Genomic DNA, 19,501 nt, shown 5'->3' with positions numbered 1-19,501 from the left:
CTCGGGCGGCCAGCATCCTAGTCGAACTTCCTCAACCAGATATCGCGCACCGAGATCTTGCAGGGCTGGCTCTCGATCTCAAAGCCGATCAAACCCGGCTGGTTGTTCACCGAGTCCTTGTTGTCGTCGATGAAGACCGCCATCAACTGGCCGTTCATGATGTGCATCATCACGCCACCGCGGGCGATGATCTCGTAATCGTTCCACTCGTTGACCTTCACATAGCCGCCCAGCGCCTGTTTGTCGCCAATGTTTGCTACGAGCCGGTTGGTCTGCCCCGGCAGCGCCTGCGTCACCTGGCCGCGATACGCGAGGATGCCCTGCATGGTGTTCTCCGAGTACCACTGGCCGGTGTAAGCAGCCGCTGATGCGCGCACGGGGAACCAGAAGTCAGCCTGCGGGCCCGTCATCATGAATTTGAGGTCATAGGGCGGAAGACCGGCGGGCTGGGGCCTTGTCCACGGTATGCCAGTCTGGCTGCGGTACTGGATGCCGCCACCACCGCCCTTCTCGATCTTCATCTGGAGCTTCAGGTCAAAGTCGCGCATCCTGTCGCCACGATAGACGATGTAGTTGTTGCCCTTCGGCTTGCCCTCGAACGTCTCGCCAATCATGATCCCATCTTCGACCCGCCATATGCTGGGGTCGGCATCCCATCCGGCAAAACTTTTGCCGTCGAAAATCTGCTTGTAGCCCGTATGCTCGTCGATGTCGTAAGGCGCGGGATCGTGAAATTTCGGCATTCCCGGAAGCTTTTCACCGTGCGGCCCAGCCACCGGGGGCCGCGCAGCCGGAGACTCCAACGCCGGCGGCACCGTTTGAGCGCTAAGCGCAACCGGAAAAATCAGGAGCGTAGCTCCCCAAAGAAGTGATGACGAAACGAAGCGCGCACAAGAGCGATACGATGCCGGCATGAGTTTTCCGCCTTCCGAATTGAGACGATTCAAAAACAACGGAAGTTTAGCGGCAGCGACACACCTTTAGCGACATCTTTCTGAAAAAAATCTCGATCCATCACCAGAATGAATCCAGCTCACGGAAAGAATAAGAGCGTTTGATCAGGATGGAGGAAATTGTAATTTGATCCGACAGGGGCTCAGCCAATGGCCGATTCGACGCGAACCAAATGACACGGCCCTGTCCTTCTCCACTTTCAGAATAGCAAATCGAAACCATTGAAAACGAGACTGGTTTTCAGCCTGCTCTCCGGGTAATGTCAACGGACTAACCACCACGGAGGCTCCATGATTCCACAAGAAAAAAGCGAAGCTGTGACTCGCAGCCTGCGCGAGGCTTTCGGTGTAACCGAGATCGAAGACATCCGCCCGATCACCAAGGGACGTACCTCGGCGCTTGTCTTTCGCGTCGTCGCCCGAGGGTCTCCATTCCTGTTACGGATCATCATGCGTCCCAATGCGATGATCGGCCCTGCGCGCCACTTCACCTGCATGAGGGCGGCTGCGGAAGCAGGTCTCGCCCCGCATGTCTGGTACACCAGCATCGAAGACGGAATCTCTATCACCGATTTCGTCGAAGAGGTGCCCTTTCCGGTAAGCGAGGCCCTTGTACGGATGCCAGCTATGCTACGCACGCTACACGCTCTGCCGCCGTTTTCCGGAGTCGAGAATCACCTCAATACCACATGTATGTTCCTGATGAACCAGGGACCTGCCGTCGACGGGTTCATCCAGAAGTTTCAGGAGGCAAACATACTCTCCAGAGAGGAACGTGACGAAATCTTCGGCCGATATGCGCAAATGGCCGCAGCCTACACGCGTCACGAGGAGGACATGGTCTCAAGCCACAACGATCTCTTCAAGCCGGACAATATCCTCTTCGACGGAGACCGCGTATGGCTGGTCGACTGGGAGGCTGCTTTTCTGAACGACCGCTATGCTGATCTGGCAGTCGTTGCAAATATACTCGTCACTGATGACACAGAGGAGAGGGCCTTCCTTCAGGAGTACTTTGGACAGCCACCCGATCGGTACCATCTGGCCCGATTTTTCCTCAGCCGGCAGGTCGCCCACCTCTTCTACGCCACGGTCTTCCTCCTGCAGGGTTCATACGGCAAGCCGCTGAGTCAAAGTGAGAGTGTGCCGGGATACAGAGACTTTCAGCGGAAGTTCTGGGCAGGAGAGATCAGTCTCGTGGACAACCAGACAAAAACCGCCTATGGCAGAGTTCATCTGGAAGAGTTCTTAGAGAACACACGGCAGACACGATTTGATGAAGCATTAAGAATCGTCTCCGACCGCCATGCGTACCGGTGAGACAAGCAGGGCCGGCGCGGGCGAACTCCGCAACCGGCCCCTCTCAACCTCTAAAAACTCATATTAGTGGTTACCGGCGATCCCAGCCGCGATCGCCCCAGCCATCATGGCGTTCGTGCTCCCACCGCTCATGCTGCTCATGGCGCATCCATGCCTGCTGACGCTCCCAGGCCAGTTGGCGCTCGTACGCCTCACGACGCTCGCGCTCGCAACGAAATCGCTCATAGTAGTCTCGGTCGTAGTAACCACGTGGCGCATAGTAGCCTGGATAAACCACCGGCTGCCCAATCTGAACACCAATCCTGAACTGCTGTGCCTCAGACTGCTTTGCCCCGGCAAACATCACCGTACCGGCCACCAAACCCGCCATCATCGCCTTTGTCATCATCGACTTCATCTGAGCGGCTTTCATAACAACCCTCCTCGTTACACACTCAATGAACACACATTCAGTCGCTCGGTTGTGCGCAACTTTTTGTTCACCGGCATGTCTTTAGCGATGTCACCCTTCAAACAGAGTGCGCATCCTAAATTTGTAAGGAGATCTTGATATGGGTCTAATGGACGAAGCCGAAAAAATCGTAGGTGCCGTAGTCGCCGTTGAAGGCGCAAAGAAGATCAACCCCAACGCAAACATCCTCGAAGAAGGCGCCGCCGCCGTCGCGGGCTTTGAAGGAACCGGCGTCGTCAAGGGTGCCCTCGAAAACCTTCTCGGGAAGAAGACCGAGGGCGAGTCCCAGGGCTAAGCCTGCGATCGCTTGAGTTTACTCACACTATTTACGAACTTAGGGCCCTCCATATCGAGGGCCCTAAAGTTTTTGCGCGCAACGGCTCACTTCACCCTCGACAGATACTCCTGCAGACGTCCGAGATGCTGCTTCAGTCCAATCTCGGCCTGGAACGTCTCCTCTGTCCAGCGCTTCGACTCTGTCGTGTCGAAGATCATCGTCACCGTCAGCTTCGTCCTTCCGCCGCCGATATCTTCAAAGGTCACCGTCGTCCGATGGTGCGGCGTCGAGATGTGGTCGTACACCAGCCTCTCCGGCTCGACCACCTCACGATAGACGACGCTGTTCGGATAGTTGCGGCCATCGGGCCCGTGCATCACATGGACCCACTCACCGTCTGGCCGCACGTCCATCTTCTCCGTAGTGTTCGTAAACCCGTTTGGCCCCCACCATTGCGTGACGTGCGCCGGCTCCGTCCAGACCTTCCACAGCAGCTCGCGTGAGGCATTGACGATCCTCGTCTCCGCGATCTCCCTGTCGATTGTGGTCATGACTCTCTGCTCTGTCATTCTCTCTCCCTCCTGGCTGTTGAATCTTCGTTGCTCCATCGCCGGATTCGGTTTACCGGCGCGTTTTCTTCTTCTTTCGCGGCTTGTCCTGAGCCTGTAGTCGCTCGACGTAGGCCTCCATCCGGTCGAGGCTCTCGCTCCAGAACCGGCGGTAGTCCTCCATCCATTGCGCAACCTCCTTCAGCGCCTTCGGCTCAATACGGCAGGGCCGCCACTGCGCCTGGCGACTCTGGGAGATCAACCCGGCATGTTCCAGCACCTTGATATGCCGTGAGATCGCAGGCAGGCTCATGGCGAACGGCCTGGCCAGGTCCGTCACCGTGCTTTCGCCCTGGGCCAGCTTCGCAAGGATCGCCCGGCGCGTTGGATCGGCTAGCGCGGCAAATGTGATGTCCAGTGAATTCATGTAACTTGCCTTATACGTTAATTAACACATAGGTTAAATACAAAAATGAAGGGCCTCCTGTCAACCTGACGGATATCGCTATTTTCTGACTCTGGGAAGGGTTGTTTAGAGAGGCTCCGGGCATCTGATTCCCCTGTGCCGCTGTGTTAATCTCGATGAAGCGGGGTTTGCCGGATACTTGACCTCCAGATATCTCCCCTATGGACTTAATTCTGAAAAGGCCTCTTCTCCCGCTTCTCCTTGGGGCTATCGTTGCTCTGTCTTTTCAGCAAAACACTCTTGCGCAGAGTTCCAGTTCCTCCTCCAGCTCGCTTCCTGACGCCCCCGTGCCGCAGAATGCTGCGCCCGGTCCGCTCGCGCTGGCCGCCTCCATGACCAGCCGGAGCTCTCATACCGAAGACATCAACCTGGTAGGAATGCCCAAGCGCCTGCTGCGCGATCAGGAGGTCATCTGGACGAGTCCGGCGCGTCTCAGGCCAAAGGATGCAATGTGGCTCGTGCCCTTCGGAGTCGCGACGGGAATGCTGGTCGGAAGCGACCAGCACTCCATGACGAAGGCGATCCAGATCACCCCGGACGGACAGAACAAAGCCAATACGCTCTCCAATGGCGCGCTTGCCGGGATTGTCGCAATTCCCGCTTCGGGCTATCTCTGGAGCCTCGTCAACTATGCTCCCCAGGCCCATGAGACTGGACTGCTTGCCGGCGAAGCGCTCATCAACAGCTATGCGGTCAACACTGCGTTGAAAGCCGTCTTTCGGCGCGACCGTCCATTGGTTAATAATGCTGCTGGAAACTTCTTCAGCTCCGGCGCGACGGATTCATCCTTCCCCTCGAACCATGCCGTGCTGGCGTGGTCTGCCGCCGCAGTTGTCGCCTCGGAATATCCCGGATGGCTCACGCGCACAGCGGTCTATGGCCTCGCGAGCAGCGTCAGCGTCAGCCGCGTGCTGGCGGAACAACACTTTCCCTCCGACGTCCTGGTCGGTAGCGTCGCAGGCTGGATGATTGGGCGCTATGTGTACAAGGCCCACCACAGCTACACGCTGAACCCATACGATTCGCCACCGTTGCCGGACAACTATGTCGCCCGTAACACCTCCAACGGAGCCGGGCCGCAGCTTCCCACACCGCCGCCACCGCCGCAGTTTGCGCTTCCCTCCGCGCCAGCTGCGAAACGTACCCTGGTTCGCTACGACGGCGACCCCGATGCCATCGGCTCAACCAATGTGCCCATGGACAGTTGGATCTATCCCGCACTCGAGCGCCTCGCCAACCTCGGCCTCATTTCAACTCAGAACGTCTCGATTCGCCCCTGGACACGGCAGGAGTGCAAGCGTCAGCTTGAACAGGCCGAGGAACTCGCCGACCGGCTCAGCATCTCGAATCCCGGCCTGGTCAACGAGGCCAAACGCCTGATGGCCGATCTCGACCGCGAGCTTTCCGAGGAGTCGACGAGCTATCAGGAGCTTGCTCTCGAATCCGTCTACGCGCGCTATGGAACCATCGCAGGCCCCGCGCTGTATGACAGCTTCCACTTTGGCCAGACATGGTGGAACGACTACGGTCGCCCACTGGGCCGCGGCTCCAGCGCCATCGCAGGCTTTTCAACGCGCGCTCACTATGGGCGGCTCTTCTTTTACGCCCGCGAAGAGATGCAGCATGGCCCCGGCCGACCCAATGAGACGCCGGAAAGAAATCAATTAATCAACACGATCGATTTCATTCAGCCTGGCGATCCGCATATCGAACCCGTTCCCGGCAGCGCGGCCTTTACGCGCCAGCGGCCGCTTGAGCTATACGCTGGAGTGTCCTTCGCTGGGAACGCGTTGTCCTTCGGCAAACAACAGATCTATTGGGGGCCGACCACAATGGGCCCCTGGGCATTCTCGAGTAACGCCGAGCCGACATACAACTTCCGCTTTGTCTCCACCCGCCCACACCCGTTTCCTCTGGTGCCCTCGTGGGGCACATACCGGTTCGATGTCGTCCTCGGCAAGCTCTCCGGGCACTCATACCCTGCCCGCCCCTGGTTCAACGGCCAGAAGATATCTCTCAACTTCGGCGACAACCTTGAGCTGGGCTTCACAAGATGGTCCGTCTTCCTGGGTGTTGGACACCCAATGACGCTTCACACCTTCAAGGACAACATCTTCAGCTTCAACTCCACCGGCGGAGGAATTGGCGGCGGTGGTGGAAGCGCCGGTTATGGAGACCGCGGCGATCCGGGTGACAGGAAGAGCAACTTCGACTTCCGCTACAGGCTGCCCTACTTCGGCAAGTTTGTCACACTCTATGCTGATGCCTACTCCGATGACGATCCCAACCCGATGGCCGCACCACGGCGCGCCGCCTGGAGCCCGGGGATCTACTTCGCCCGGCTCCCATGGCTCCCCCATATGGATCTTCGCGTGGAGGCCGCCAGCAGCCAGGGCCTTGTGCGCGATTTCGGCGGGATACACTTCTTCATCAATAACCAGTATCTCGACAGCAATACCAACAAGGGATTTCTGCTGGGCAATGCCGTGGGCCGTGACGGCCGCGCCATTGAAGGACGCACCGGTTACTGGTTCTCGTCCCGGACGAGGGTTGAGTTGGGTTACCGCCAGAACAAGATCGCTAACGGCTATCTGCCGCAGGGCGGCACCATCACAGACGGATTCCTGAATGGTTCGTTCGCCATCAATCGCCACTGGACCGCGCAGGTCTTCACGCAATACGAGCGCTTCCTCATCCCTTCCTACAAACCGGGATCGCAGAACAATACCAGCGGCTGGCTGCAAATCACATGGAATCCAGAGCTTAGCCTTCGCGAGGGCTTTTCTGCAAAGTAGCCCTCCAGATCGTTTGCACCGCAGGGCAACGAGAAAACGAGGCATTTGAAGGTTGCAAAAATTGCCGTGCATACTTCGCCCCGTCTGCTCACAAGCAATCGTCGACCCGACAAAGAGAGACTCACGGACCCCAGCATTGGACATCTGTCAAGAGATCACCCGTTACGATCGAAGTTCCCACTAGATTGGCTGCAATGCCAACCTCTTGAGAGCTTTATAATCAGTGCAGTTCGCACACGGTTTGTGCCGATTTACCTGTATCTTCGCAGGGATCGTTCATCGCATTAGAACCAGATAGTAGACTGACGTGCGCGGCTCGCACAGATAACCATATTGGAGTTGGCATGGTCCGAAGCATTCGCTGCTTTACTTCTCCAAGGGAGTACGTTTAGATGGCTCGGATCGAAGCAGGCGATTCAGCGATGGACACAATTACACCGCAGGAGGGATCGACTTATCGTTTTTTCCTGTTTCTCGCCAGGCGCTGGCGTTTGATTTTGGGTGTAACCGGGGCCTTCGCGGTACTGGCAATTGTGGTATGCCTCCTAACGCCGAACGAATATACCGCAGAGATCATTGTGCTTCCTCCGGCTCAAAGTTCATCTCTAAGCTCGGCGCTGCTTAGTCAGGCAGGCGGGTCTGCTGCCCTGGCATCACTCGCAGGAAGCGGCCTTGGCATTCGGAATCCAGGCGAAACCTATGCCTCTCTCTTCCGTACAAATTCGCTCGAAGCGGCAATCGTCAATCGTTTTCACCTGACGGACCGGTACCATGTGCGTTATGTCACTGAAGCTGTCAGGAAGTTCGAGCAGCGAAGCAGCGTCAACCTGGGAGTCAAAGATGGCTTACTCCGTATCACTGTAAGCGATCGTGATCCTGGTTTTGCTGCCGAGATGGCCAACGGCTACATCGATGAGTTTCGCAAGCAGTCTGCAAATCTTGCAATTACGGAAGCATCGCAGCGTCGGCAGTTCTTCGAGCAACAGCTAGGGGATGCGAAGGGCCAGTTGGAGAATGCAGAACAGGCCTTTAAACACACTGAGCAAACAACGGGTATCGTGCAGCCGGATAGCCAGGCGCGGTCTCTCATTGAAGCGGCCGCCGTACTGCGAGCGCAGATTGTAACCAAACAAGTTCAGATTCAATCCATGCTCTCATACGCCACTCCCAATAACCCTGAAGTCGTAATGGCTCAGCAACAACTGTCCGCGCTACGCAATCAACTGAGCCGTCTTTCCGGAAGCAGCGAGGACTCGGATACGGGCGTCGTGCTGCCCAAGGGAAAGATTCCGGAAGCCGGTCTCGAATATCTTCGCAAGTATCGCGATGTGAAGTTTGCAGAGAACCTCTATCAGTTGCTTACGATCCAATATGAAGTCGCTCGCCTCGATGAGGCACGTGAAGGGGCGGGTATTCAGGTTGCCGACCCTGCCGTTCGTCCTGAGCTTAAATCCGGACCGCATCGCCTCATCATTATTTTTCTTACGACCCTCGTTGGGTTCGCTGTTTCACTTCTTTTTGCCCGCTTTTTCGATATCTATGTCATTGAATGGCGCACACCGGAGGGGAATCGCAAGGTCCGCATGCTACGGGAACAGTTTTCCGCCAGGGACTAGCCGAATCGAAAAACATGCCTGAGGTCACCAACAAATCGTGGGCCAACCACCTTGTCTCACCTTATGGTCTTGCTCTGTTCTCTTATCTTATATTTTTAATATCCTGTTTCATCCCACCCTCCTCATATACCGCATTCATGAACGAGCCAGATCTTATGTTCATGGATCTTCCGACGATCCTTTTTTACAGTCTCTGCGTAATAGCATTCCTAATAGGCGTCTGGATTTGGCAGTGTCTATTTCCAGCCCGCTCGCTCTCCGAAGAGCAATTGACTGTAAAAATGGACCCAGTGATCTTTGTTGCACTGCCACTTGTGGCGGCAATAGCCGGATCGTTGATATCAAACTATCTATTGCTAAGGAATAACCCTAATATCCTTCTGCTACTGCTCGCCCAGCAAGGGCGTCAGTTGAAGGGCGTAGATGCCCTCGACGACCAAGGCACCATGGTATTCATGGCTCCCATATTGAATGGAATACTTTGGTGGGCGTTCTTTCGTATACCTCAGTTGAAGCTATCGGGTATCAAAAGAACACTTCTCTGGGCTGGTGTGCTCGTGGGGATACTCGCTTCTCTTCTGTCCGCTACCCTCAAGCTCAGTCGCGCGAATTTATTGCTGGTATTTTGCGGACTGACTGTCTTGTACATCTACCGGAGAGCATCGCTGGGAAAACTCAGTACCGGCTCGGCATTGCGCGTCTTAGCGATTTTTCCTCTTACGATTGCGCTCCTTTTTGGTTCCTTTGCGCTGCTTCGCGGATCGGAAGGGATTGACGTCGTTGGCAATCAGCTTGCCGGTTATTCCATTGCATCCTATAACCGTTTGGCTGCCGTGGTGAACGGCAAGCTTCAGTACCCGTACAGCGGTACGGGAAAGACATTGTTTTCCGCCATCACCACAAGTAAGGCGATAGCAAAGGTTTTGCCTTTTCGGGATGCGATGAACTTACCTGACAATGCAGACTTGTTTGGTGGAGATTTTTCCGCAGTGTCTCGAGCCGGTCTGGATCCAACGCTTGTCTGGTCTGGCGCATTTGGCTACATTTTCTCTGATCTCGGGTGGTATTCGCCGTGGTTTCTTTTCGGGTACGGCTTGCTCTACGGTTATATTTGGCAAAGCCTTCTCAAAAAGAATCTCGTTGGCATACTGATCTATCCTTGGGCAGCTTTTGCAATCCTCTTTTGGATTGGCGGAAACTATCTGACCGATTCCAGTATTATCTACTTGGGATTTTGCGGGATTTCCTTAGGAGTATACGAACGTAAATTTTTAGTCCGCTCGCACGCAACTATCTAACAGGTTTCCTCTAATCCCCGAGTAGAGGCATCGACCCTCTTTTTCTTACCTGCAAAGAATAGACAATAAGAGCTGCGACAAGATGAACCCGCTTCTTAATGCGGAGGCGCCAACTTAGTGGAGTCGAGAGATTCTGCCGATGACGTCGATAAAAGAGGAGTGGCTCATCAAGGTATGCCACTTTTCCTCCGGTAATACTGTTGACGGCCATAATCCAGGCATCGTGTTCAACCCAATACTTCGCAGGAAAAGGAAGGATCTTGTAGACATCAGAAGACCGAATAGCCATTGTCGATCCGAGTACACGATTGGACCAGATGTTGGCGATTAATCCTGGGCGAAAACGAGGCCAATTTGAATAGACAGAGTCGTATGTAAACTCCCCGTCATTGTCGATAACTTTAAAACTGGTTGCGACAATCTGAACATCCCTATTACGGTCAAATGCTTGGCATACTTTGTCTACCTTGCCAGGGGGCCATATATCATCCTGGTCGCTAAGGAAAAGAATTTCACCAAGTGCATTCCGGATAGCATCTTCAAATGTCTTCTTTGCACCTGCATTCTTCTTATGCTGAATTAGCCGAATGCGATTATCTCCCATACCGGATATCAGCTCACAAGTTCTATCAGAAGAGCAGTCGTCTACAATGACTATCTCGTCATCTGAGTTGAGTTGTTCAAGAATTGACGCTAGTTGCACTTGAATATAGCGCTCACCATTGTAAGCCGCCATGCAAACGGAAATGCGCGGGCATCTGTGTCCAGATTCCCATCGGTTATCCTGAATACTTGACATTTACTCTCATCCATCAGCTAAAGATGATTACAGGTTGACTGTCTTCCCCATTCGCCCTGATATTCCATCTCGAATGCCCCGCCATATATTGCGAAGCTTTGCCACCTTCTGCTCTTCAAATATGACGAGCTTCACCAATTCTTGAATTGACGATAGGATATCGTGTTTGCACCAGCCCCAGTTACTGTGCAGGAACTTGCGATAGATGTAAATGCGATTCCTGGTGATGTAATATCGCCGTCCTGCATTGTGGTGTGTGCAACCAAATTCCAATCCAACGATTTTATAGGTACGCAAGTTGCCGAGCGAATGCAGCAAAATTGCGTTGGCGCACTCAACAATACTGTATCCATGATTCCTCAATCTTAGACAGAACTCATGGTCCACATAATCCATGAAGAATGCTTCCTCAAAACCTCCACACTCTTGAAACACTTCTGTCAGAACCAAGTTCCCCGAAGTCATGGCTGTATAAGGGTCGCCATTCTTATCAAGGACGGTGCGCAGATGCATGCCGCTTCTCGAATCGAAGTATTGCGGAAAAACCAAGCCGACTTTCTTGTGCTTGCGACAGGCGTCATCATACTCCGCCAGCATCTTGACCACAAACCCCGGTGTAATTGAAGAATCCTGATCGAAAGTAAAAATCGATTTGAATCCGCCATCGACTGCCAATTTAACGCCTTGATTCATCGCCGCTGCAATACCGAGGTTTTCTCCGAGAAGATGAACATGGCATAGCGGCATGCCTCGGAGCGCGTGTAAATGCTCAAGTGAATTGCCGACGGATCCATTGTCAATGACAAACACCCTCTCCACCTGCTGGAGCAACGCCGCGACATTTTGAACGATATGAGGCCCTGGGTAAAAACTAACAACGATAGCACAAGTACTCGGCCGCGCAGTGCTCGGCAGATTCATTGCGAAGCGCTCTTGCGGGAAGATGCTGCATGATCCACGTCCGATGGAACGCCCGTACGCAAAGACCGATATGGGCTGTTCTCATATCCAACCGAGTAATTTGCTGAAAGCGCGGCATACATAAGCGGATTAGGACACCAGATTCTCGTAAGAACATCTGCGGCAGATGTAAGCGGGGATATTAACCACTCATTGTGGGATATAAATCTGCGGAAGGTTCGCCTGAGAGGCGAAGTGGATTTTGGCATACATTCCGGCCACATGTCGTGGAACAGCCGATTCGATTTCCCTACCAATACTTGTCTGCTACATGCTCGCCTGAACGATGTCGGGTGCAAATGATGTGCCAGAGCTTTTGGGAGAAATGCAATTTCAAGCCCATGCTGAATTTGCATGCGATATCCGAGCTCAATGTCTTCCATTCCATACTTGGAAAAACCCTCGTTGAATGGATTCTGTCGCAGGAATTCTGTCTTCACTGAAAGGTTGCTTGTATAAAAATGCCTCCAGTCAGCGCGCGTTCCGCGTAGCAGATCGCCATATGCAAATTGGTTCCCGCTCTCGTCGAGCCAACGCATAAACTTAGTCACCAGCTGACCGGATTCGCTCCATTGCGTCAATCCCAGACAAGCTATATTCAATTCTGGTCTCTGCTGATGGAGAGTGAGATGGGTACGAACAAGATCCGGAGAGGCAAAGATATCATCGCCAATCATCAGGCACACAGGAGCTTGCATTACCGAAGCCGCAACGTTGCGCGCGCGGGCGGCACCGGCATTCTCCTGCCGAATATAGCGGACATGTAAGCGAGTTGAATCGAGGTAGCGTTCAAGCAGCTTCGGCGTCGAATCGGTGGAACCGTCATCAACGATGATCACCTCGAAATCGGCCCATGTTTGCCGCTCCAGATGCTCCAGGCACATCAGGATCGTGTCGGATCGGTTGTACGTGGGAATCACAATGCCAATCGGGAAAACAGCGAATCCCGGCCGCTGATCCTCCGATTGCGGATAAATATCCATACTGTCGCAGTGTAACAAATTAGAATAGTTGTGGGTTCTGTCACCGGACCGGCCAAGGAGAAGCGGCCCATCCAGTTTTTTCTACAGGCAATCGGCATCCGGCAGCAACTTCGACTGTTGGCTCTTCGTATTTGCCAAGTCAAATCCACTTCGTCTCTGCCGCTCTTTTCATCTGGCGGAAACCGTCAGGGACATTCATGGGAGTTGTTGTGCAAATCGTCGTAAGACAAATCAGCGGCCTGGGCAATCAACTGTTTCAATACGCAGCGGGGAAGTACTTCGCAAGACATTATGGTGCGAACATGAAATTGGCCCTCGATCCGCGAGGAGCCAATGCGAATGGCTACCCCAGGCCATTTCTGCTGAATCAATATTCGATTACGTCCCCTTACCACCCGCTCACAACAACGGAACGGATCATGTTATCGCCCAAGCCGCGACTACGGTTGGCAGGGAGCGCGCTTCGGCATTTCTCGCGCACGCAGATCGTGGTCGAAGCGGTAGATCAACGCTACAAGTTCCTTTCTGATTTCGAGTTTGAAAAGGACACGCAGACGATCTATCTCGTAGGCTATTGGCAGGCCTATCGTTTTGCCGACGAAGTCGAGGACGAGTTAAGGTCTGAATTGACACTGCAAATGTCTCCCTCAGGAGAGGATTTGCGTGTTCTTGGGCAAATCCAAGCCGCAGAACATCCTATTTCTCTCCATATGCGCCGAGGAGATTACGTTCTTGGAACGGATGGATTCGCAACCTTATCTGTCGACTATTACAACTGCGCAATACAGTACTTTAAAGAGCGGGTGATGAACCCTAAATTTTTCGTATTCTCGGACGATATCGACTTTGCAAAGAAGTCTCTACCGGCGAACGAACCAATCGTGTTTGTACACCACAACGACTCATCTACCGCCCATGAAGATCTTCGATTGATGTCCTCCTGCCGCGACCATATTATTGCCAACAGTTCTTTCTCATGGTGGGGTGCCTGGTTGAACCCCCGGCGAGACAAGACAGTTTACTCACCGCGCTATTGGCACCTTCACAGCAATCACTCCCTGTCGGAGTTGTTACCCGCCGGTTGGGTCCTTGCAGATAACGAGAGCGAACTTTGCAACCGTCAATTGTCCTCCGAATAGGCTTATGGACCCAAAATCCAGGCACATCATCGAACAAACCGAGTCGCACCCTACAGACGGAAACGATACATCAGTTTCAGGTCTTCCCACCGCATCAATAAAAAGGATGGCGAGGGCACGGCGTGCAGCGGGATTGGCCGCCAGATTCTTCCTTGGTCAAGGGGTGCTGCAAGCAATTCAAATCATTACAGGACTTCTGCTCATTCGCTGGATGAGCGTTGAAGCACTGGCGCAATTCGGATTGACCACTGGAGTCCAAGCGACCATGACTACGCTCATGGACCTGGGCATTTCAAGCACAATCATCCCCCTTATCGGTGACCGCCGAGACGACCGCGCTCTGCTTGGCAGATACGTACGGTCTGCGAAACATTTACGCAACAAAACCTTCCTGGCGCTTGCTCCAGCAACTGTCATCGCGTTTTCTGCCATGGCACACCCGCATCACTGGGACTGGCGTCTTGAGATCGTGCTTGTAGCATCAATCCTCCTGGCGCTGTATTCCAGCGGAAGCATGGCTTGTTTTTCTCCACCGCTTCTAATCTTTCGCCGCTTAGGCGACCTCTACCTGCCTCAAACTCTCGTTGGCACGGCAAGGCTCGTCGCATATCTGGTCTGCTGGGTTCTCGGTGCCCTCAACGCCTCGACTGCGTCCTGCATGAATGCGCTGAATATCGCGGTGAACGGTCTCATTTTAGGGAAACAAAGCCAGAAGTACATTGACTGGCCTCAGCAAAACGACGCTTCCGCGGAACGCGAAATCATTCACTATGCAATGCCAGTTATGCCGGCAATTATTTTTGCCGCTTTCCAGGGACAAATTTCTCTTTTTCTGATCAGCTTCTTCGGAAGCACTGTGTCGATCGCGCAAGTCACAGCGCTTAGCAAACTCGGACAGATGTTCTCGATCCTAATGACGTTCAATGTCGTCCTCATTGAACCGTATATTGCACAAATAAACAGGACTCGTCTTGCTAAATACTATTGCGGCTTCTTGATTTTGGGTGTGCTCTTCTGCGCCTCGATAACATTGCTTGCGTTTGTCTACCCTACTCCATTTCTCTGGCTGCTCGGCCCCAAATACGAAGACCTAAGGGATCTAATGGGATGGGTCGTTTTAGCTTCCTGCATCAACTATGTGGCAGGCATAGCCTGGATCATGAATCGGGCCAGAAAATGGATATTTTGGAGCGGCACAATCCTCGAGATCGCGCTTCTGCTTATCGTTCAGGTTTCCTACATCCTACTGATCGGTGTCCATACAACAAAGGATGCCGTGTTCTTCACATTTGCTTCCAGCTTTTGCTATGTAATCGCACATGGGTATGTGGGGATATACGGATTCCTTCATGGCCCAAAGAAAATGAAGGGAAGCTCCAGCGATGCGCCAATGCCTGAAATCGGAATGCCAGGCTGAACGGACTTCTGCAAAATCTGCCGTTAAGCAGCAATCCCGGTTTTTGTATGCCTGGACTTTATCGTCCCAAAACAGTATTCATTGCAGCCACAGCGATACCAAACTGACCGACGATCTGCGCAATGTCTACAACCGTTCGTAGAGTTTTGCCCTTGTCGAGATTTAGCGGGATAACGACCGTATCTCCTGGATACAGCCTCACTGAATCGAACCCGTGTCCGCGCAGGGATGAACTGTATTGTTTACTAATAACCGACCCTCCTGCGCGAATAACGAAAGCGCGATTTTTATCTGCATCGCGATTGGCACCGCCGGCCTGCTGCACATAGTCTCCCAGACGCAAATGCGGGTCATAGATGAATGAATTCTGGTTGTAGACCGCTCCATCAACGCTCACCGTCGAAGGAACGCGTGGCACCACAAACTTATCTCCATCTTCCAGCGGAAGATCCGGGAGTTGGGAGATATCATGCGCGTCTGGGGTCAATCCAAGCACAATGCGCCCCGTCGCTCGAGCATTGCGCAAATTCGCAACAATATTTTGTGCCTGGGATTGTTGTGCGGCAAGCGCAGTAGCATCTGTAGAACTGATCGCGCGACTCGCGCTGTTTTGCGCATTGGTACTTACCTGCAGGGCTATCTGGTCCACGTATTCGTTCAACTGCAACTGCTGCACACGGCGAGTCGACTCCCGAGTAAACTCCGCCCCATACAAGTAGGCCTCCGGCGAAAGGCCGCCCGCACGTTGAACCAGTTGCCGAAGGGTTTCGCCAGGCTTCACACTGTAGATGCCGGAGGACATAAACTCGCCCTCGAGACGGACAAAACGAGTTTGCTGCTGCTGAGGAACACGAAGATCTGCTTTTGAAAAGATCGTTACCACATCGCCTGGAAGCAGTGCGAGGTTCTCCGAATCATCTCCTCCAAGTACAACCTTTCCGAGATTGAATGAAAGAAGGGATGTCGTTAGATTTTCTTTGCTCTGCCTTTCAATAACTGCATACGACCAATTGATGTCCGGCTCGATGAGCTTTACATCATTCTTAGGCAAAAATTGACCGGCAGAAGCATTGGTAGTAGTCACACCTACACTTGCGTTTGCGGAACCCACTCGATTCGCGCTCGTCGCCTGCTGCGAAGGCACTTGCGGCGACGACAACTGCTGTCCCCCCGGTGTCATATCGCTAGGCGAGAATGGAACATACCCTTGAAAAGATGGCTGGCGCCCGCAATCCAAACCGCCATCCGTACCTACCGCCCCAGCGGCTGCAGCATCATTGTTCGCTAAAGCGTTTGTCGTGCGATCGTCAACGCTTGGCCTGACAACGTTCGTATCCGTCATCGGAAGACCAAGAAGACTTGTCGCGCCCGGATTTCTCACAGAAGAATAGCGCCAATATGGATCGTCTCCCTCATCTCCTACAGGAATGCCATACCGTAGTCCGGGAATACCGAATGGCGACGTCGGCAGGCATGTTGGTACATACGTCATCGACGACTGACCGAGTTGACTACGCTTCAACCAATAGTCTCGCGTTATCAATGCTTCCTTGTTTGGCAGGAGATCTCGTACACGCATCCCCTGCTTCCAGGCATACCGTCCCGGATTGGCAACATTTCCGCGCAAAGTTACTGCGTCCTTGTATTGACCTGCCAGTGCAATGACTTCAAGCAGGTCACCATCCCGCAGACGAACCGTTTTCCCCTCTCGTTCCAGGGAAACCTCCGTCATGCTCCGCATTCGACGCTCGTCCACTCGTTCCAACCGCGCAGTGTCGCCTGAAGCAACACTAGTCAGGCCGGCAGCCATGTCCAAAGCGACACTGACGCTGACTGTATCGTTTGATTTGAGCTCGTAAATGGCAGGAGTATTGACGCTTCCCGCAATTGCCACCTGCGGACCAACAGGTGGAATATAGATAACGTCCCCTTGAAGAAGGGGCACATCCTTCGATTTGTCCCCGTGCAGAATCAGGTCATACAGGTCGAAATCTACGATCAACTGGTTGCCACGCTTAAGCTGGATGTGTCGTAAACTCCCTTGTGGCGCCGGACCTCCGGTGGAGAAAATCGCGTTCACCAGTGTGCTCAACGAACTTACAGTCCAGGTCCCGGGACGACGGGCCTGGCCAACGACGAACACCTGAATCGAACGCAACTGGCCCATGTTGACGTTCAAATCGAAGTTGCGAAAGATCCTGCCCATCTGCGACTTCAGAAACGGTTGAAGCTCCGAAAATCGCAAACCGGCCACATGAACGTTTCCTACTTGTGGAATGTAAATCCCGCCGGAACGATCCACCACGAAGCGGTTGTTCATCGTGACCTGGCCCCATGATTGAATCAGAAGCTCATCGTTGGGCCCGATGATATAGTCCGGCGTAACCGGCACCTGATTCACAGGAGCAAAAGTCGACGGCAGAGTCCTGAATAGCTTCGCTCCATAAATAGGCAGCATTTTGCCCGTCGAATTTGCAACCATCTGCTGAAACTCTGTTGGAGGATCAAGCGGGAGATTCGTCTCTTGAAGCTGCACGCGCTGCTGTTGAGTCTGCGTTGGCAGCTGCTCGTCTAACGTCTGCTGGGTATTCAGATTGGCGCCACGAGTCTGGCTCTGCGGTTCGATGGAGGGGGTCCGTATCGGATTGCTATAGGAAGAACAGCTTGGGTCGGTCGGATTGCATGAACTTTGCTGCCCTGAATTTGGGTTTAATCCTTGATTCAGTATTGGCGACGTCAATTGTGCTGCTGCAGCTGCACAGGACAGCAACACCGCACCGCCCAAAAAACGCTTTACGAAACCGTACGGCATCTGCTAACCTCGCAACCTTCCAAGCTTCACTGGATCCTTTCGTCCGGATAACAACCGCCGTCGATACCGAACGGTGCCTCTTTTGAACGGAGAATACTCATTCCAGAATACTGGAAGTCCCCTCACAGGCCAGCTTAAAGGCCACCGGGGCAGCTTCCGCGATACCTCTTTTTAGAGTCCAACTAGAGGTCAGCGAAGGACGCTTTCCTGGCCGCTTTCCACCGCGCCGGCCACCCGCAGCATCGTGCCCTCATCGAAGTGCCTGCCCATCACCTGCACCCCGATCGGCAGCGCTGCCTTCGTCGTCCCGCACGGTACGCTTACTCCGCAGATTCCTGCCAGGCTCGCGGCCACAGAGTAGATGTCCTCGAGGTACATCTTCACCGGATCGTCCGTCTTCTCGCCCAGCTTGAACGCCGGAGTCGGAGTGACCGGGGCCACCAGCACATCCACGTCGTCGAACGCATTCAGAAAATCGCGCGTCAGCAGCGTCCTCACCTGCTGCGCCTTCTTGTAGTACGCGTCGTAGTAGCCCGCGCTCAGCGCATAGGTCCCCAGCAGGATCCTCCGCTTCACCTCGGCGCCAAAGCCTGCATCGCGCGTCTTGCGGAACATCGCCGACAGCGACTTCGCCTCCGCATCGCGCAGACCGTACCTCACGCCATCGAACCGCGAAAGGTTCGACGACGCCTCCGCCGTCGCGATCACGTAGTACGTTGGAATCGCATACTTCGTATGCGGCAGGCTCACCTTCTTCAGCACACAGCCCGCCGCCTTCAGGCCATCCAGGACCTTCTCGATCGCGGCACGGATCTCCAGGTCCAGCCCTTCGCCGAAGTACTCCTCCGGAATACCGACACGCAGACCTTCAACCGGCCGCTCCAGCTCCTTCACATAGCTCGCGACAGGGCGCGCGGACGACGTTGCATCCATGGCGTCGTGCCCGGCCAAGACCTCAAGCATCGTCGCCGCGTCCTTCACGTTCTTCGTAAACGGGCCCACGCGATCGAGCGACGAGGCAAACGCGATCAAGCCATACCGGCTTACGCGCCCGTAGGTAGGCAGAACACCCACCACACCGCAAAACGCCGCAGGCTGCCGAATCGAGCCGCCTGTATCGGTCCCCAGTGTCGCAACGGCAAAATCGGCAGCCACCGCAGCAGCCGAGCCTCCGCTCGAGCCTCCGGGCACGCGATCGAGCGCCCTTGGATTGAGCACTGGCCCATAAGCCGAGTTCTCGTTCGAGCTGCCCATCGCAAACTCATCGCAGTTGATCTTGCCCAGCAGCACCGCGCCCGCAGCCTCCAGCTTCGCAACCGCCGTGGCGTCATACGGTGGACGATAGCCCTTCAGGATCAGGGAGCCCGCTGTCGCCGGCGCTCCGCGCATCGCCAGCACGTCCTTGATCCCCACTGGCACACCGGCAAGAGGAGGCAGCGTATCGCCGCGTTGTGCCATCGCGTCCACCTTCGATGCCTGCTCCAGCGCGCGCTCCCTGCTCAACGACAGGTAGCTGTTAATCTTCGTGTCCCCGGACTTAATCCGAGCATACTGCTGCTCAGCCAGCGCTACCGCGGTCGTCCTGCCCGCAGCCACCGCCGACCGCACGTCATCGATCGTCAAACCTTCTACCGTCAAACTCATCTCTCTTTTGAAAAGCCCTTTTC

16 protein-coding genes are annotated in these 19,501 nt (G+C 54.3%); 7 read left to right on the top strand and 9 right to left on the bottom strand.

Translation table 11 applies throughout. The annotated features are described in order from the left end of the window. Positions 1 to 17: 17 nt before the first annotated feature. Positions 18 to 914, bottom strand: coding sequence for a DUF1080 domain-containing protein (locus JSS95_10770; protein MBS1800299.1), 897 nt, complete (start codon positions 912 to 914; stop codon positions 18 to 20). A gap of 330 nt (positions 915 to 1,244) precedes the next feature. On the opposite strand from JSS95_10770, the gene JSS95_10765 reads away from it, so the two are divergent. After that, complete coding sequence (locus JSS95_10765) at positions 1,245 to 2,273, top strand: phosphotransferase (protein MBS1800298.1); 1,029 nt, start codon at positions 1,245 to 1,247, stop codon at positions 2,271 to 2,273. Between the two features lie 70 nt (positions 2,274 to 2,343). Here the strand turns inward: JSS95_10765 and JSS95_10760 are convergent, their stop codons facing one another. Next, a complete protein-coding gene (locus JSS95_10760) occupies positions 2,344 to 2,685 on the bottom strand; it encodes a hypothetical protein (GenBank protein ID MBS1800297.1) in 342 nt (113 codons plus the stop codon). 139 nt (positions 2,686 to 2,824) lie between these two features. Here JSS95_10760 and JSS95_10755 point away from each other — a divergent pair, with 139 nt between their 5' ends. Next, complete coding sequence (locus JSS95_10755; GenBank protein MBS1800296.1) at positions 2,825 to 3,019, top strand: hypothetical protein; 195 nt, start codon at positions 2,825 to 2,827, stop codon at positions 3,017 to 3,019. 86 nt (positions 3,020 to 3,105) lie between these two features. On the opposite strand, the gene JSS95_10750 is transcribed toward JSS95_10755, so the two are convergent. Both JSS95_10750 and JSS95_10745 read right to left on the bottom strand, forming a co-directional pair. Further along, a complete protein-coding gene (locus JSS95_10750; protein MBS1800295.1) occupies positions 3,106 to 3,552 on the bottom strand; it encodes an SRPBCC family protein in 447 nt (148 codons plus the stop codon). Positions 3,553 to 3,622: 70 nt separating this feature from the next. Further along, positions 3,623 to 3,976 (bottom strand): winged helix-turn-helix transcriptional regulator, encoded by a 354-nt coding sequence (locus JSS95_10745; GenBank protein ID MBS1800294.1) that lies wholly within the window; start codon positions 3,974 to 3,976, stop codon positions 3,623 to 3,625. Between the two features lie 326 nt (positions 3,977 to 4,302). Between JSS95_10745 and JSS95_10740 the strand changes: the two genes are divergently transcribed. From JSS95_10740 to JSS95_10730, 3 genes are all read left to right on the top strand, one after another. After that, a complete protein-coding gene (locus JSS95_10740; GenBank protein ID MBS1800293.1) occupies positions 4,303 to 6,810 on the top strand; it encodes a phosphatase PAP2 family protein in 2,508 nt (835 codons plus the stop codon). 392 nt (positions 6,811 to 7,202) lie between these two features. Beyond that, complete coding sequence (locus tag JSS95_10735; protein MBS1800292.1) at positions 7,203 to 8,426, top strand: chain length determinant family protein; 1,224 nt, start codon at positions 7,203 to 7,205, stop codon at positions 8,424 to 8,426. 161 nt (positions 8,427 to 8,587) lie between these two features. Then, the gene (locus JSS95_10730) at positions 8,588 to 9,724 is read left to right on the top strand and encodes a hypothetical protein (protein ID MBS1800291.1); all 1,137 of its coding nucleotides are present in this window, start codon (positions 8,588 to 8,590) and stop codon (positions 9,722 to 9,724) included. 10 nt (positions 9,725 to 9,734) lie between these two features. Here JSS95_10730 and JSS95_10725 read toward each other — a convergent pair whose 3' ends face one another. The 3 genes from JSS95_10725 to JSS95_10715 are packed head-to-tail and all read right to left on the bottom strand — an operon-like array spanning position 9,735 to position 12,466. Then, entirely contained in the window at positions 9,735 to 10,523 is a 789-nt protein-coding gene (locus JSS95_10725) for a glycosyltransferase (GenBank protein MBS1800290.1), read from the bottom strand. Positions 10,524 to 10,550: 27 nt separating this feature from the next. Then, entirely contained in the window at positions 10,551 to 11,444 is an 894-nt protein-coding gene (locus JSS95_10720; GenBank protein ID MBS1800289.1) for a glycosyltransferase family 2 protein, read from the bottom strand. Beyond that, complete coding sequence (locus tag JSS95_10715) at positions 11,441 to 12,466, bottom strand: glycosyltransferase family 2 protein (GenBank protein MBS1800288.1); 1,026 nt, start codon at positions 12,464 to 12,466, stop codon at positions 11,441 to 11,443. Before JSS95_10715 ends, JSS95_10720 begins: the two co-directional genes overlap by 4 nt. 197 nt (positions 12,467 to 12,663) lie before the next feature. Between JSS95_10715 and JSS95_10710 the strand changes: the two genes are divergently transcribed. Both JSS95_10710 and JSS95_10705 read left to right on the top strand, forming a co-directional pair. After that, on the top strand, positions 12,664 to 13,605 hold the full coding sequence (locus tag JSS95_10710; GenBank protein MBS1800287.1) for an alpha-1,2-fucosyltransferase: 942 nt from the start codon (positions 12,664 to 12,666) through the stop codon (positions 13,603 to 13,605). Positions 13,606 to 13,609: 4 nt separating this feature from the next. After that, positions 13,610 to 15,022, top strand: coding sequence for a hypothetical protein (locus JSS95_10705; protein MBS1800286.1), 1,413 nt, complete (start codon positions 13,610 to 13,612; stop codon positions 15,020 to 15,022). 58 nt (positions 15,023 to 15,080) lie between these two features. On the opposite strand, the gene JSS95_10700 is transcribed toward JSS95_10705, so the two are convergent. Further along, the gene (locus JSS95_10700; GenBank protein MBS1800285.1) at positions 15,081 to 17,834 is read right to left on the bottom strand and encodes an SLBB domain-containing protein; all 2,754 of its coding nucleotides are present in this window, start codon (positions 17,832 to 17,834) and stop codon (positions 15,081 to 15,083) included. A gap of 189 nt (positions 17,835 to 18,023) precedes the next feature. Beyond that, positions 18,024 to 19,478, bottom strand: coding sequence for an Asp-tRNA(Asn)/Glu-tRNA(Gln) amidotransferase subunit GatA (gatA, locus tag JSS95_10695; GenBank protein ID MBS1800284.1), 1,455 nt, complete (start codon positions 19,476 to 19,478; stop codon positions 18,024 to 18,026). Positions 19,479 to 19,501 lie beyond the last annotated feature (23 nt).

This window comes from Acidobacteriota bacterium (genome assembly GCA_018268895.1).
Taxonomy (GTDB): domain Bacteria; phylum Acidobacteriota; class Terriglobia; order Terriglobales; family Acidobacteriaceae; genus Edaphobacter.
This window is presented reverse-complemented; position numbering and strand designations above follow the sequence as displayed.

Excerpts from the sequence above, each read along its gene's own strand:
- JSS95_10715 (MBS1800288.1), bottom strand. The coding sequence starts at position 12,466 with ATGGATATTTATCCGCAATCGGAGGATCAGCGGCCGGGATTCGCTGTT.
- JSS95_10725 (MBS1800290.1), bottom strand. The coding sequence starts at position 10,523 with ATGTCAAGTATTCAGGATAACCGATGGGAATCTGGACACAGATGCCCG.
- JSS95_10770 (MBS1800299.1), bottom strand. The coding sequence starts at position 914 with ATGCCGGCATCGTATCGCTCTTGTGCGCGCTTCGTTTCGTCATCACTT.
- JSS95_10705 (MBS1800286.1), top strand. The coding sequence starts at position 13,610 with ATGGACCCAAAATCCAGGCACATCATCGAACAAACCGAGTCGCACCCT.
- JSS95_10745 (MBS1800294.1), bottom strand. The coding sequence starts at position 3,976 with ATGAATTCACTGGACATCACATTTGCCGCGCTAGCCGATCCAACGCGC.
- JSS95_10730 (MBS1800291.1), top strand. The coding sequence starts at position 8,588 with ATGGATCTTCCGACGATCCTTTTTTACAGTCTCTGCGTAATAGCATTC.
- JSS95_10720 (MBS1800289.1), bottom strand. The coding sequence starts at position 11,444 with ATGAATCTGCCGAGCACTGCGCGGCCGAGTACTTGTGCTATCGTTGTT.
- JSS95_10750 (MBS1800295.1), bottom strand. The coding sequence starts at position 3,552 with ATGACCACAATCGACAGGGAGATCGCGGAGACGAGGATCGTCAATGCC.
- JSS95_10755 (MBS1800296.1), top strand. The coding sequence starts at position 2,825 with ATGGGTCTAATGGACGAAGCCGAAAAAATCGTAGGTGCCGTAGTCGCC.
- JSS95_10765 (MBS1800298.1), top strand. The coding sequence starts at position 1,245 with ATGATTCCACAAGAAAAAAGCGAAGCTGTGACTCGCAGCCTGCGCGAG.
- gatA (MBS1800284.1), bottom strand. The coding sequence starts at position 19,478 with ATGAGTTTGACGGTAGAAGGTTTGACGATCGATGACGTGCGGTCGGCG.
- JSS95_10735 (MBS1800292.1), top strand. The coding sequence starts at position 7,203 with ATGGCTCGGATCGAAGCAGGCGATTCAGCGATGGACACAATTACACCG.
- JSS95_10710 (MBS1800287.1), top strand. The coding sequence starts at position 12,664 with ATGGGAGTTGTTGTGCAAATCGTCGTAAGACAAATCAGCGGCCTGGGC.
- JSS95_10700 (MBS1800285.1), bottom strand. The coding sequence starts at position 17,834 with ATGCCGTACGGTTTCGTAAAGCGTTTTTTGGGCGGTGCGGTGTTGCTG.
- JSS95_10760 (MBS1800297.1), bottom strand. The coding sequence starts at position 2,685 with ATGAAAGCCGCTCAGATGAAGTCGATGATGACAAAGGCGATGATGGCG.